The 12,871-nt window shown below is 59.8% G+C and carries 14 protein-coding genes; all 14 read left to right on the top strand.

The window, feature by feature from the left end; genetic code table 11:
* Positions 1 to 14 precede the first annotated feature (14 nt).
* The 14 genes from pseB (at position 15) to CAF87_RS16435 (ending at position 12,761) form a co-directional block, all read left to right on the top strand.
* Positions 15 to 1,016, top strand: a complete 1,002-nt coding sequence (gene pseB / locus CAF87_RS16370; RefSeq protein WP_085733763.1) for a UDP-N-acetylglucosamine 4,6-dehydratase (inverting) — start codon at positions 15 to 17, stop codon at positions 1,014 to 1,016.
* The gene (pseC, locus tag CAF87_RS16375) at positions 1,013 to 2,170 is read left to right on the top strand and encodes a UDP-4-amino-4,6-dideoxy-N-acetyl-beta-L-altrosamine transaminase (protein WP_085733762.1); all 1,158 of its coding nucleotides are present in this window, start codon (positions 1,013 to 1,015) and stop codon (positions 2,168 to 2,170) included. The genes pseB and pseC overlap by 4 nt, the downstream gene beginning before the upstream one ends.
* A 31-nt stretch (positions 2,171 to 2,201) precedes the next feature.
* A complete protein-coding gene (locus CAF87_RS16380; protein ID WP_085733761.1) occupies positions 2,202 to 2,822 on the top strand; it encodes a pseudaminic acid biosynthesis-associated methylase in 621 nt (206 codons plus the stop codon).
* Positions 2,819 to 3,514: a pseudaminic acid cytidylyltransferase gene (gene pseF, locus CAF87_RS16385; protein ID WP_085733760.1), complete on the top strand. Its 696-nt coding sequence runs from the start codon at positions 2,819 to 2,821 to the stop codon at positions 3,512 to 3,514. The genes CAF87_RS16380 and pseF overlap by 4 nt, the downstream gene beginning before the upstream one ends.
* A complete protein-coding gene (gene pseG / locus CAF87_RS16390; RefSeq protein ID WP_085733759.1) occupies positions 3,511 to 5,013 on the top strand; it encodes a UDP-2,4-diacetamido-2,4,6-trideoxy-beta-L-altropyranose hydrolase in 1,503 nt (500 codons plus the stop codon). Before pseF ends, pseG begins: the two co-directional genes overlap by 4 nt.
* Positions 5,010 to 6,062: a pseudaminic acid synthase gene (gene pseI / locus CAF87_RS16395; RefSeq protein ID WP_085733758.1), complete on the top strand. Its 1,053-nt coding sequence runs from the start codon at positions 5,010 to 5,012 to the stop codon at positions 6,060 to 6,062. The genes pseG and pseI overlap by 4 nt, the downstream gene beginning before the upstream one ends.
* A gap of 225 nt (positions 6,063 to 6,287) precedes the next feature.
* The gene (locus tag CAF87_RS16400; protein ID WP_085733757.1) at positions 6,288 to 7,214 is read left to right on the top strand and encodes a ketoacyl-ACP synthase III; all 927 of its coding nucleotides are present in this window, start codon (positions 6,288 to 6,290) and stop codon (positions 7,212 to 7,214) included.
* An 86-nt stretch (positions 7,215 to 7,300) separates the two neighbouring features.
* Complete coding sequence (locus CAF87_RS16405; RefSeq protein WP_085733756.1) at positions 7,301 to 8,593, top strand: motility associated factor glycosyltransferase family protein; 1,293 nt, start codon at positions 7,301 to 7,303, stop codon at positions 8,591 to 8,593.
* Positions 8,590 to 8,856, top strand: coding sequence for a hypothetical protein (locus CAF87_RS16410; RefSeq protein ID WP_085733755.1), 267 nt, complete (start codon positions 8,590 to 8,592; stop codon positions 8,854 to 8,856). Before CAF87_RS16405 ends, CAF87_RS16410 begins: the two co-directional genes overlap by 4 nt.
* A 243-nt stretch (positions 8,857 to 9,099) precedes the next feature.
* Positions 9,100 to 9,951, top strand: a complete 852-nt coding sequence (locus CAF87_RS16415) for a flagellin domain-containing protein (protein ID WP_064594348.1) — start codon at positions 9,100 to 9,102, stop codon at positions 9,949 to 9,951.
* 71 nt (positions 9,952 to 10,022) lie between these two features.
* Positions 10,023 to 10,379, top strand: coding sequence for a flagellar protein FlaG (locus tag CAF87_RS16420; protein WP_085733754.1), 357 nt, complete (start codon positions 10,023 to 10,025; stop codon positions 10,377 to 10,379).
* An 80-nt stretch (positions 10,380 to 10,459) separates the two neighbouring features.
* Positions 10,460 to 11,926, top strand: coding sequence for a flagellar filament capping protein FliD (fliD, locus tag CAF87_RS16425; protein WP_085733753.1), 1,467 nt, complete (start codon positions 10,460 to 10,462; stop codon positions 11,924 to 11,926).
* Positions 11,927 to 12,055: 129 nt separating this feature from the next.
* Positions 12,056 to 12,454 carry a flagellar export chaperone FliS gene (fliS, locus tag CAF87_RS16430; RefSeq protein WP_085733752.1) on the top strand — a complete coding sequence of 133 codons (399 nt, stop codon included), beginning with the start codon at positions 12,056 to 12,058 and terminating at the stop codon, positions 12,452 to 12,454.
* 10 nt (positions 12,455 to 12,464) lie between these two features.
* The gene (locus tag CAF87_RS16435) at positions 12,465 to 12,761 is read left to right on the top strand and encodes a flagellar protein FliT (protein ID WP_085733751.1); all 297 of its coding nucleotides are present in this window, start codon (positions 12,465 to 12,467) and stop codon (positions 12,759 to 12,761) included.
* The last annotated feature ends 110 nt before the right edge of the window (positions 12,762 to 12,871 follow it).

Raw genomic sequence — 12,871 nt, forward strand, 5'->3', positions numbered from 1 at the left:
ACGGGACTCAAGACATGTTCAACGGTAAATCGATTTTCATCTCCGGTGGCACCGGCTCGTTCGGGCGCAAGTTCATCGCGCGCCTGCTCGAGCAATACCAGCCCAAGCGCGTGGTGGTGTTCTCTCGGGATGAGCTCAAGCAATACGAAATGCAGCAGACGTTCAACGCGCCGTGCATGCGTTACTTCCTCGGTGACGTGCGCGACGCCGATCGTTTGCGTCAGGCCATGCGCGGCATCGATTACGTGGTGCATGCCGCGGCGTTGAAGCAGGTGCCGGCGGCGGAATACAACCCGACCGAATGCATCCGCACCAACGTCAACGGCGCGGAAAACATCATCGCCGCCGCCATCGACAACGGCGTGAAGAAAGTCGTCGCGCTGTCCACCGACAAGGCCGCGAGCCCGATCAACCTGTACGGCGCCACCAAGTTGCTGTCGGACAAGTTGTTCGTCGCGGCCAACAACATCGCCGGCGAACAGCAGACGCGTTTCGCCGTGGTGCGCTACGGCAACGTCGCCGGTTCGCGCGGCTCGGTGGTGCCGTTTTTCAGCAAACTGATTGCCGATGGCGCGACCGAACTGCCGATCACCGACGAGCGCATGACCCGCTTCTGGATCACCCTCGATCACGGCGTGCAATTTGTGCTCGATAGTTTTGCGCGGATGCACGGCGGCGAAGTGTTCGTGCCGAAGATTCCGTCGATCCGCGTGGTCGATCTGGCGCGCGGCATGGCCGAGCACCTGCCGCACAAGAACGTCGGCATCCGTCCCGGCGAGAAGCTGCACGAACTGATGGTGCCGCTGGACGATGCGCGGATGACCCTGGAGTTCGAAGATCACTACACCATCCAGCCTTCGATCCGCTTCACCAGCGTCGATGTGGATTTCGCCGTCGATAAACTTGGCGAGCGCGGGCGGCCGGTGGGCGAGGACTTTGAGTACCGCTCTGACACCAATCCGCACTTCCTGTCGGTGGGGCAGATCGCCGACCTGCACGCGAAGCTGTCGGTATGATTCCCTACGGTCGGCAAAGCCTCGACCAGACGGACATCGACGCGGTGGTCGAGGTGTTGCAGTCCGACTGGCTCACTCAAGGCCCGACCATCGAGCGCTTCGAACAGGCGATGGCCGAGCGTTGCCAGGCGGATTTCGCGGTCGCGGTGTGCAACGCCACGGCGGCGCTGCACATTGCCTGTCTGGCGGCGGGGCTGGGAGCGGGCGACCGCTTGTGGACCACGCCGAACACCTTTCTCGCGTCGGCCAACTGCGGCCGATACTGCGGCGCCGACGTTGACTTCGTGGACATCGATCCGTTGACCTGGAACCTCGATACCGAGGTGCTGGCCAGCAAACTCGATGCCGCCGAGCGTGACGGCACCTTGCCCAAAGTGCTGGTGGCGGTGGCGTTTTCCGGGCAGAGCTGTGACATGCGGCGAATCGCCGAACTGGCCGAGCGCTACAACTTCACCGTGATCGAAGACGCCTCCCACGCCGTCGGCGCCAGCTATGCCGGGCGTCCGGTGGGTTGTGGTGAATTCGCGGCGATGACGGTGTTCAGCTTCCACCCGGTGAAGATCATCACCAGCGGCGAAGGAGGTATGGTGCTGACTAATCGCCCGGAACTGGCCGAGCGTCTGCAACGCCTGCGCAGCCACGGCATGACCCGCGATCCGCAGCAGATGACCGAGCCCAGCCACGGGCCGTGGTATTACCAGCAGGTCGAGCTGGGCTTCAACTACCGGATCACCGACCTGCAAGCGGCGCTGGGCCTGTCACAGCTGGGCAAACTGGACGACTTCATTGCCCGTCGCCGGGAGCTGGCAGCACGTTACGACCGTTTGCTGGCGTACTTGCCGGTCAGCGTGCCGAGCCTCCAGCCGGACGCCGAATCTGCCTGGCACCTTTACGTGGTGCGCTTGCAGACCGAGCGCGTCAGCCTCAGCCACCGCCAGGTGTTCGAAGGCTTGCGCGCGGCCGGCATCGGCGTGAACCTGCACTACATTCCGGTGCATCTGCAGCCGTACTATCGTGAACTGGGTTTCGCCGAGGGAGATTTTCCCGAAGCCGAGCGTTATTACGCCGAAGCGATCAGCCTGCCGTTGTTTCCGTTGCTGAGCGATAAGCAGCAGGATTACGTGGTCGAGCAATTGCGTCGATTGACTGAATGAGTGCCGCTGCGGCGGTGGATGGAAAACGGCAATGCGTGATCTGAGCGAACAGGAACAATTCTGGCAGGGCGAATTCGGCAATCAGTACGTTGACCGCAATGTCGGGCAACCGCTGGTGGCCGCCAATCTGGCGTTGTTCGCCAAGGCGCTGACGCGAGCCGGGCGGATCGACAGCCTGCTGGAACTGGGCACCAACGCCGGCAACAACTTGCAGGCGCTGCGTCAATTGCTGCCGCGCTGCAAACTGTTCGGTGTCGAAATCAACGCCAGCGCCTGTGCACAGGCCCGGGCGCTGGACATCGCCAACATCTGGCACGGCTCGCTGTTCGACTTTCCCCGGGAGCGCCAATACGACCTGACGCTCAGCAAAGGCGTGCTGATTCATCTGGCCCCGGAGCTGTTGTCGACCGCTTATGCGCAGTTGTACGAGTTGAGCCAGCGCTACATTCTGATCGCCGAATACTACAATCCGTCGCCGGTGGAAGTGTCCTATCGCGGCAACAGCGGCAAGCTGTTCAAGCGTGATTTCGCCGGGGAAATGCTCGATCGCTATCCGGATCTGCAACTGCTGGATTACGGTTTTGGTTATCACCGTGATCCGCAATTCCCGCTGGACGATGTCACTTGGTTCCTGCTGGAAAAACGCCCTTGAGCAACGTCGCAATCATCCCGGCCCGTGGCGGAAGCAAACGCATTCCGCGCAAGAATCTCAAACCGTTCGACGGTGTGCCGATGATTGCCCGTTCGATTCGCACGGCACTGGATTCGGGGGTGTTCGACCAGGTGGTGGTCAGCACCGATGACGAGGAGATTGCCGAGCTGGCACAGGCTCATGGTGCGCAGGTGCCGTTCTTGCGACCGGCGGATCTGGCCGATGACTTCACCGGCACCGCAGCGGTGATCGTGCATGCCTTGCAGCAACTGCCGCACTTTGATTACGCCTGCTGCGTGTACGCCACGGCGCCGTTGTTGCAGGCTCGCTTTCTGCGCCAAGGGCTTGAGTTGCTGGAGCAGCAGCCCGACAAGTCCTTTGCTTTTTCGGTCACCGATTTCGGCTTTCCGGTACAGCGTGCCTTGACCCTCGACGGGCAGGGTGCGCTGACGGCGATGTACCCCGAGTTTCGCAATACCCGTTCGCAGGATCTGCCCGCGGCCTATCAGGATGCCGGCCAGTTCTACTGGGGCCGCAGCGAGGCCTGGTTGCGTGGCGAGATTCTGTATTCGCCGGCCAGCCTGCCGGTGATCCTGCCCCGGCATCTGGTGCAGGACATCGACACCGCTGAAGACTGGAAACGCGCCGAATACCTCTATGCCGCACTCAAGGCCGGCGGGGAACTGCAATGAGAGTGCTGATCCGCGCCGACGCCTCGCCGACCATCGGCAGCGGCCACATCGCCCGTTGCCTGACGCTGGCGCGAGTACTGCGCACGCAAGGCAGTCATGTCGCGTTCGCCTGTCGTCGTTTGCCGGGCCATCGGCTCGATGCGTTGCAGAGTGAAGGTTTCGAGACTTTTGCGTTGCCGGATCGCTACGCCGGTGAAGACCCGGAGCAGGCCATCGAATCGATGCTGCCGTGGCAGGCGGATATCGATGCATTGGCGACGCAGCTGGAAGGGCAGGCCGAATTCGACTGGGTCATCGCCGACCATTACGGCCTCGACCATCACTGGCAGACCGCTGCCCGGCGTTTCGCACCACGGATCGCCGCCGTGGACGATCTGGCGACCCGTCGCTATAGCGTTGAACTGCTGCTCAATCAGAATCTCTCCGGCCTCAGTGAAAACTATCAGCCGCTGCTGCCGGCAGGCTGCCGGACGTTGCTTGGCCCACGCTTTGCCATGCTGCGCGAAGAGTTCAGCGGCCCGCCCATCGAGATCAAACCCGTGACGCGGCGGGTACTGGTGAATTTCGGCGGCTTCGACGCTGCCCGGCAGACCCATCACGCGATGCTGGCGCTGGCGAATTTTTCCGGGCTTGAAGTGGACTTTGTCGCGGGTGCCGACAACCCGGCATGGGCAGAGATGCAGGCACTGGCCGAGACGCGGCCGAACTGGCGTCTGCACAGTTTCGTCAGCGATTTCCATCGCCGCATGACCGAAGCCGACCTGTTCATCGGCGCCGGTGGTGGCACCAGCTGGGAGCGCGCGGCCATGGGTCTGCCGACGATCTGCATTGCCGTGTCGAACAACCAGCAGAACAATGGCGAGGTGATGGCGGCGGCCGGCGCCCATGTGTTCATGGGCGCACGGGAGCGGGTGAGCGTCGAGCAACTGCGTGATGCCATCGGTTTTGTCGTCGACAATTTTTATCTGCGCCAGAGCCTGGCCGAGCGTTCGCGGCAACTGGTCGACGGGCGTGGGGCATTGCGGGTCGCCGCGGCATTGGCGGGGGCAGTGCTCAAGATGCGTGAGGCAACACTGGACGATGCGCAGTTGCTGTTTGATGGGCGCAATGCCGAAGCGGTGCGTCGCTGGTCGCTGGAAAGCGGCGCGATCGAGTGGTCGCAGCATCTGAACTGGTTGAACGCCATTCTGCGCAATCCTCAACGACTGTTGTTGGTCGCCGAGGCCGATGACGGCCCGGTCGGTGTGTTGCGCTACGATCTGCGCGGTTTCGAGGCCGAGGTTTCGCTGTATCTGCTGGAGGGGCGATTCGGTCTCGGCTGGGGCAGGGCGCTGCTGACGAGGGGCGAGGCGTTCGCCACGACGCACTGGCCGCAGATGAACGCGATCAGCGCACAGGTCTTGCCGGCCAATCAGGCCTCATTGAATGTATTTCGTGACGCCGGGTTCACCCAAAGTGCCTGCGCGTTCACCAAGGATTTGAAGGAACACCGTTCATGAACAGTTTCAAGATTGGCGATCGCCTGATCGGTGCCGACGCACCGCCGTTCATCATTGCCGAAATGAGCGGCAACCATAACCAGTCGCTGGACGTCGCCTTGCAGATTGTCGAGGCGGCGGCCAAGGCCGGTGCCCATGCCTTGAAGCTGCAAACCTACACCGCTGAAACCATGACCCTGGATCTGGCGGAAGGCGAATTCTTCATCAAGGATCCGAACAGCCTGTGGGCCGGCACGTCCCTTTACGACCTGTACGATAAGGCCCACACCCCTTGGGAATGGCACGCTCCGATCTTTGCTCGGGCCAAAGAGCTGGGCCTGCTCGCGTTTTCGACGCCGTTCGATGACAGCGCCGTGGACTTTCTCGAAAGCCTCGACGTGCCGGCTTACAAGATCGCCAGTTTCGAAAACACGGATCTGCCGCTGATTCGCCGTGTGGCGGCCACCGGCAAACCGCTGATCATTTCCACCGGCATGGCCAGCATCGCCGAGCTCGACGAAACCGTGCGCGCGGCCCGTGAAGCCGGGTGCAAGGATCTGGTGCTGCTCAAGTGCACCAGCACCTACCCGGCGACACCGCTCAACAGCAATGTGCGCACCATCCCGCATCTGCGTGAGCTGTTCGGCTGTCAGGTGGGGCTATCCGATCATTCGATGGGCGTTGGTGTGTCGGTGGCCGCTGTGGCGCTCGGGGCTACCGTGGTTGAAAAGCACTTCACCCTTGATCGCGCGGCGGGCGGGGTGGACGCAAGTTTCTCGCTGGAGCCCGCGGAAATGGCCAGCCTGGTGGTCGAAACCGAGCGCGCCTGGCAGGCCATGGGCCAGGTGCATTACGGCGTGACCGAGGCTGAGAAAAAGTCTTTGGTTTACCGTCGGTCGCTGTACGTCACGGCCGATATGGCGGCCGGTGAGCCCTTCACGGTGGCCAATCTGCGCGCCATTCGTCCCGGTCTCGGTCTGCCGCCCAAGCACACCGACGCCGTCCTCGGCCGCCGCGCGCGCGCGCCGATCAAACGCGGTACGCCGCTGGACTGGTCGCTGGTCGAATAACCCGATCTGCACCGATTCGGCAAAATAGCGTGACCTGCGAGTCATAACGCGCATCTTCACTGTATTGTATTGACCGGGGAGATGGCGCCTGGCCCGTTATCGGTTCCAGTGATAGCCCTTTGCGCTCCCCGTGGCTGCCCGTTGTGGCGGCCGTTTTCTGTTTGTCGGCGCCCCTCGAATCCTTGCGAGCGGTGGTATTGGGCTGTTTATTATTGGGAAGCCGTAATGATTGGCATAAAAAGCATTGCGAGCTACGTTCCTGTAGCCGGCGTGGACAATTACGCACAAGGTGCAAAATTCGAGAAGGATGAAGAATTCATCCTCGGCAAGATCGGTTCGGCCTTCCTGCCACGTAAAGACGCAGAACAGGAAACTTCCGATCTGTGCGTTGAAGCGGCCAATGCGCTGTTTGCCAGCAACCCTGAACTGAAACGTGAATCCATCGATGCGCTGATCGTTGTGACCCAGAACGGTGACGAAGAAGGCCTGCCGCATACTGCTGCAATCGTGCAGGACAAGCTCGGCCTGCCGACCAACGTCGCAGCGTTCGATATTTCCCTGGGCTGCTCCGGTTACGTCTACGGCATCTACGCGATCAAGGGCTTCATGGAAGCTGCCGGCCTGAAGAACGGCCTGCTGATCACTGCTGACCCGTATTCGAAGATCGTTGACCCGGAAGACCGCAATACCACCATGCTGTTCGGCGACGCCGCCACCGCGACCTGGATGGGTGAAGACCCGGTTTGGGCACTGGGCAAGGCCAAGTTCGGCACCGACGGTTCGGGCGCGCCGCACCTGAAAGTCACCGATGGCGTGTTCTTCATGAACGGTCGTCAGGTGTTCAACTTTGCATTGCTGAAAGTCCCGGCACACTTGCGTGAGTTGCTCGACGACTCCGGTCTCAACGCCGATGACATCGATGCGTTCTGCATTCACCAGGGCAGCGCGGCGATTGTCGATGCCGTGGCGCGGCGCTTCGAAGGCGAGCCGGAGAAGTTCATCAAGGACATGGTCGAGACCGGCAATACCGTGTCGTCGAGCATTCCGCTGCTGCTGGAGAAGCACGCGCTGGATTCCAGCTGGAACCGTGTGGCGCTCAGCGGTTTCGGCGTCGGTCTTTCGTGGGGTTCGGCGATTATCTATCGTCCTTGAATCCGCTGAAAACGACGGATACAAAAATAGCGTTCAAGGGGTAACCTTGAACGCTATTTTTTTGCCTGAAAGGAGCGCGAGGCGCCATGAGCGAGTTTTTCCAAGCCAACGCCAACGTCATTGAGCGACGCTGGCCGGCGCTGTCCGCGCGATTGCTGAACGAAGACAGTTCGGTGATCGAGGCTGGATTGACGCAGGGGCTGGGTTCGACGCTGAACATCAACGGCATTCAGCTCACCAGTCGCCACGACCGCGTCCATGAGGCCCGGATTCAGGCCGCCAGCCTGCCGGCGGACAAGTCGCGACTGCACGTCTATGGCACCGGCCTCGGAGATTTGCCGACCGTGCTGCTGGAGCGTGCCGGGCTTGAGCGCTTGTATGTGCATATCCTCAATGGCGCGCTGTTCGCACTGGTGTTGCAACTGATTGATCAGCAGCAATGGCTGGAAGATCCCCGGGTAGAGCTTCTATACGCCGGTGACCTGCCGGACATCTGCACGCCGTTCTTTGCCTTGCCGGCGGAGATGCTGCTGGCCGACGACTTCAACGCGAAGATTCGTGATCGGCTGGTCAGTGAAGTGCACCTGAGCTTCAATAATCGTGAGTTCGATCCGCAGTCGCCCTTCATTCAACAACGCCTGCAGGACTGCCTGCCGGTGTTGCTCGCTGACGATGACGTGGCGCAATTGTTCGGCACCTGCGTCGGTCGGGAGATCTATGTGATCGGCACCGGGCCGACTCTTGAGCAGCATTTCGAGCGACTGACCGCGATTCGCGAGCGAGACGAGCGCCCCGTGTTTATTTGCGTCGACACCGCTTACCGGCCGCTGCGCGAGCACGGGATCGTGCCCGACTATGTTGTGAGCATCGATCAGCGCATCAGCTTTCGGCATTTGCCCTTTGAAGAGTCCGATGGCATCCCGCTGGTGTATCTGCCGATGAGCGACCCCGAGGTGCTGCGGGCCTGGAGAGGCAAACGCTACGGCGGCTATTCGCTGAGCCCGGTCTATGCGGCATTGCGTGAGCAACACCCGAGGGCGCTGCTGCATGTGGGCGGCAGTGTGATTCATCCGGCGGTGGATCTGGCGGTGAAGATGGGCGCGGCGCGGATCACGCTTTTTGGCGCCGATTTTGCGTTTCCGATGAACAAGACCCACGCCGGCTGGGGTGATGGTGATCTGGGGCCATCGGTGAATCAGGCGCGGCACTGGGTGCGTGACGGCTTCGGTGAGCGGGTCAGTACTCAGCTCAATTTTCGCGGTTATCTGTGTGTGCTTGAGCGTTACATCGCCAGTCAGCCGCAAGTGGAGTTTTTCAACAGTAGCCGCGCAGGTGCGTTGATTGCCGGGACGCGTTTCAATCAGGAGTTCGTGCAATGAGTGCGCTGCAAGGCTGTGTCGACGAATGTCGACGCTGTGCCGGGCTGTTTCGCCTGGGGCGTGATGTTGAAGCGGCGCTGGACATGGTGGATGTGTTCGAAGGTGCACAGCTTCTGCTGGTGTCCGCTCCGCCGGATGTCCAGCAGTCGTGGGCGCAAGTACTCACGCAAATGCTCGAATGTCAGGAGCGCCAGGACTGGCTCGGGCTCGCCGATTTCATGGAGTACGAATTGATCGGGTTGCTGGAAAAATCTGTGGTTTGAAGAAAGCCGACAGCACTGGCCCGCAGGTTTGCGCCGCGGACGGTTTTATGGCGTCATTTTTTCGGGGGTGAAGTGCTGCTAAGTCTTTGTTTTCGCGGGGGTGGCAGGGTGATGGCAAAAATTTTCAAAAAAGCCCTCAAGCAACCTGCAAACCCGACGATAACTATTACGAAGGTTCTCTAGGCCATACCCGGCGGTTGCCAGGGCCGGAAGCCGCAGTACCCAACCAACGAGGAATTCGTCATGGCTTTAACAGTAAACACCAACACCACGTCGTTGAACGTTCAGAAAAACCTGAACCGCGCCTCCGACGCTCTGTCGACTTCGATGCAGCGCCTGTCTTCCGGCCTGAAAATCAACAGCGCTAAAGACGACGCCGCTGGCCTGCAGATCGCTACCCGCATGTCCTCGCAGATCCGTGGTAACACCCAGGCTATCCAGAACGCCAACGACGGTATCTCCGTTGCCCAGACCGCTGAAGGCGCTCTGCAAGCTTCGACCGACATCCTGCAGCGTATGCGTGAACTGGCTGTTAAAGCTCGTAACGGTACCAACGGCACTGCTGACCAGACCGCAACCAACGCTGAATTCGCTCAGATGTCTGACGAAATCACCCGTATCTCGGCTGCTACCAACCTGAACGGCAAAAACCTGCTGGACGGTTCGGCTGGTACTGTAACTCTGCAAGTTGGCGCCAACACTGGCTCCGCCAACCACATCGACCTGGTACTGAGCGGCAAGTTCGACGCCGTCAGCCTGTCGGTAGGTAGCGGTACTGTTGTTCTGACCGGTGCTACTTCGGCTGCCGCCGCTTCGAACATCGACAACGCGATCACCGCGATCGACGCTGCAATTGCGAACATCAACGCCACTCGCGCCGCTCTGGGTGCTTCGCAAAACCGTCTGACCAGCACCATCCAGAACTTGCAGAACATCACCGAGAACACCACTGCTGCACAAGGTCGCGTACAAGATACCGACTTCGCCGCAGAGACTGCTAACCTGACCAAGCAGCAAACCCTGCAACAGGCTTCGACCTCTGTTCTGGCTCAAGCCAACCAACTGCCTTCCGCTGTACTGAAGCTGCTTCAGTAATTTCGGAATGAGTTTGGCGGGGGAGTGCGCTTGCGTGCTCTCTCGCTTTTTCACGTTAAGAGGTGATGAGCATGGACATGAGCGTAAAGCTTAACGTGACTTATCCGGCTCCCAAACCAGCCAATACTGTCACTGACAAGCCGTCGGAAACGAAGCCGCAGGCTGCTGATGCCGTTACTGCCGTGAAAGACAGTCAGGAAACGGATGAAAGCAAATTGAAGTTGGCGGTGCAGGAGATCGAGAAGTTCGTGCAGTCGATCAAGCGCAATCTGGAGTTCTCTATTGATGAGCATTCCGGGAAAGTCATCGTCAAAGTGATTGCAAGCGAGACGGGCGAAGTCGTACGGCAGATCCCCTCCGCAGAAGCGCTGAAGCTGGCAGACAGCCTCGCCAACGCGAGCCACGTGTTGTTCGACGCCAAAGTCTGATAGCTGGCATGAATCGTGTTTGAAGTGCTTTAGACCCCACAAGGGTCAAAAGACTGGCAACAACCCCAAGGGAGATGCACATGGCAAGTCCAATTTTACCGGGTACGGGCCTGGGTTCCGGCCTGGACATCGGTGCGATCGTTACTGCGCTGGTCAACGCGGACAAGTCGCCGAAGCAGACGCAGATCGATAACGCCACCAAAACCAACACGCTGAAGATTTCCGGTATCGGTACGCTGAAGAGCGCGCTGACCGCATTCCAGACAGCGATGACCAACCTGGGCAGCAAGACCAACCCTGCCTTTGCCGGTTACACGGCGACTTCGGGTACGCCGTCCGTGCTGGGTGTCACTGCGGATAACACGGCAGTCTCGGGTACTTACAGTGTTGTTGTGAATCAACTGGCCACCGGCTCGAAAGTTGCCAGTGCATCCTTTGCCGGCGGTGCTGCCAGTGCCATTCCGAGTGGTACCCTGAAAATCAGTCAGAATGGCACTGATTACAATGTCACGATCCCGGCCAACGCCACATTGCAGAGCACCCGGGACGCGATCAACTCGGCGCAGGCCGTCAACGGTATTTCCGCCAACATCGTGACCGACAGCACGGGTGCTTCGCGTCTGGTGATCAGTTCGAGCAAGACAGGCGCCGGCTCTGACATGAAAGTCAGCGGCATTGCCGGTCTGGAAATCGACGGCACCCAGACAATGGGCGCCAACCCGGCCGCCGGGGCTTCCGGCGCGGTCAACGGCCTCGCTCAGGATGCGTCGTTGACGATTGACGGCTTGGCGGTGACCAGCAAGAGCAACACGGTCACCGGCGCCATCAGTGGTCTGACGATGAACCTGACAACGGTCAGCGCCGGCACCCCGCCATCGACACCTGTCACGGTGACTGTCGACGGGAACACCAAGGGTTTGCAGACATCGGTTCAGGCGTTCGTCGATGCCTACAACACCTTGAAAAGCACCATCGACACCTTGTCCAAAGCGACACCGGATGAAGATGGCAAGCTGACCGTTCAGGCGGCATTCACCGGTGACTCCCTGGCGCGTTCGCTGGTTGCCGATATCCGCGGACAGATTACGGCCCCGAGTGCTACCGCTGGCAGCCCTATAGCCTATCTGTCGCAGTTGGGTGTCATGACCGACCGCAATACCGGTAACCTGACGTTCGACACGACTGCATTCAACAAGGCTATGTCCACGCCGGGCATGAGCGGCAAGGTCCAGGAGATGTTCACCGGCACCAACGACACCAATGGTCTGTTGGCGCGCATGAGCAAGGCGGTGGATCCATACCTCAAGGCTTCGGCCGATGGCAAGACCACCACCGGTCTGCTGGATCAGCGCCTGACCATCCTGAACAACAACACACGCAACCTCACTTCTCAGCAACTGGCGCTGGATCTGCGTGTGGCCAACCTGACCAAGACGTTGACTGCCAAGTACAACGCCATGGACTTGCTGGTAGGACAGATGAAGGCCACGGCGAGCAACATTACTTCGTTCTTCAGCTCGCTGAACGCTCAGCAATCTGCGAAGTAACATGCAAGCGCGACAAAAACCCGGCTACGCTTTCGAGCGTGTGCCGGGTTTTTGTCTTATGGTCTAAAGTTTTTCGACTCGCAGGCGATACACTGTTCATACGAGTCATTGTGGCAAATGAGGTAGAACATGAATCCGATGTTAGCCCTTCGGCAATACCAGAAAGTTGGCGCCCACGCTCAGACGTCCGAAGCGAGCCCTCACCGTCTGGTACAAATGCTGATGGAAGGTGGCCTGGCACGTATTGCCCAGGCCAAAGGTGCGATCGAGCGCAAGGACATTCCTGCCAAATGCACGGCAATCAGCAAGGCCATTGGTATCGTCAGCGGCTTGCGTGAAGGTCTGGACCTTGAGAATTCCGCCGATACGCTGGCTGATCTGGACGGGCTGTATATCTACATGATGAAGCGCCTGGCCGAGGCCAACATCAACAGCGATCCGCGTATTCTGGATGAAGTAGCCGGCTTGCTGAGCACGGTAAAAGAAGGCTGGGACGCCATCGCGCCTGTGCCCGCTCCTCAGTTCTAAGGAGATCACCATGAGTCTTGTATTGCAGCGAATCGAAGAAACCCGAGAGGCGTTGGTCGGTGCACTGGCCGAGCGCAACTGGGAGGCCATCGGTCAACTGGATCTCGATTGCCGTTCCTGCATGGAAGATGTCTTGAGTGAGGCTTCGCTGGATGAAGTGGCGCTGCGTGACAATCTCGAGGAGTTGCTGCATGTCTACAAGCAGCTTCTTGAGGTCGCGATGGGTGAGCGTCAGGCGATAGTCGACGAGATGTCGCAGATCACCCAAGCGCAGAACGCGGCAAAGGTTTACCATCTGTTTGGTTAATTAACCCTCAGTTAATCCAGACATGTGCGCCATAAATTTGACTGTGCACGGTTTTTTGACTTAACTAGTGGCTGTTTTCAGATTTCAGGCGTCTACAGGCACGAAGTGTC

Origin of the sequence: Pseudomonas sp. R38(2017) (genome assembly GCF_002112395.1) — a bacterium.
In the GTDB taxonomy this organism is placed as follows: domain Bacteria; phylum Pseudomonadota; class Gammaproteobacteria; order Pseudomonadales; family Pseudomonadaceae; genus Aquipseudomonas.

Bases quoted from the DNA above. Each gene is read 5' to 3' on its own strand.
- fliD (WP_085733753.1), top strand. From the start codon at position 10,460: ATGGCAAGTCCAATTTTACCGGGTACGGGCCTGGGTTCCGGCCTGGAC.
- pseG (WP_085733759.1), top strand. From the start codon at position 3,511: ATGAGAGTGCTGATCCGCGCCGACGCCTCGCCGACCATCGGCAGCGGC.
- fliS (WP_085733752.1), top strand. From the start codon at position 12,056: ATGAATCCGATGTTAGCCCTTCGGCAATACCAGAAAGTTGGCGCCCAC.
- pseB (WP_085733763.1), top strand. From the start codon at position 15: ATGTTCAACGGTAAATCGATTTTCATCTCCGGTGGCACCGGCTCGTTC.
- CAF87_RS16420 (WP_085733754.1), top strand. From the start codon at position 10,023: ATGGACATGAGCGTAAAGCTTAACGTGACTTATCCGGCTCCCAAACCA.
- pseC (WP_085733762.1), top strand. From the start codon at position 1,013: ATGATTCCCTACGGTCGGCAAAGCCTCGACCAGACGGACATCGACGCG.
- CAF87_RS16415 (WP_064594348.1), top strand. From the start codon at position 9,100: ATGGCTTTAACAGTAAACACCAACACCACGTCGTTGAACGTTCAGAAA.
- pseI (WP_085733758.1), top strand. From the start codon at position 5,010: ATGAACAGTTTCAAGATTGGCGATCGCCTGATCGGTGCCGACGCACCG.
- CAF87_RS16380 (WP_085733761.1), top strand. From the start codon at position 2,202: ATGCGTGATCTGAGCGAACAGGAACAATTCTGGCAGGGCGAATTCGGC.
- CAF87_RS16400 (WP_085733757.1), top strand. From the start codon at position 6,288: ATGATTGGCATAAAAAGCATTGCGAGCTACGTTCCTGTAGCCGGCGTG.
- CAF87_RS16410 (WP_085733755.1), top strand. From the start codon at position 8,590: ATGAGTGCGCTGCAAGGCTGTGTCGACGAATGTCGACGCTGTGCCGGG.
- CAF87_RS16405 (WP_085733756.1), top strand. From the start codon at position 7,301: ATGAGCGAGTTTTTCCAAGCCAACGCCAACGTCATTGAGCGACGCTGG.
- CAF87_RS16435 (WP_085733751.1), top strand. From the start codon at position 12,465: ATGAGTCTTGTATTGCAGCGAATCGAAGAAACCCGAGAGGCGTTGGTC.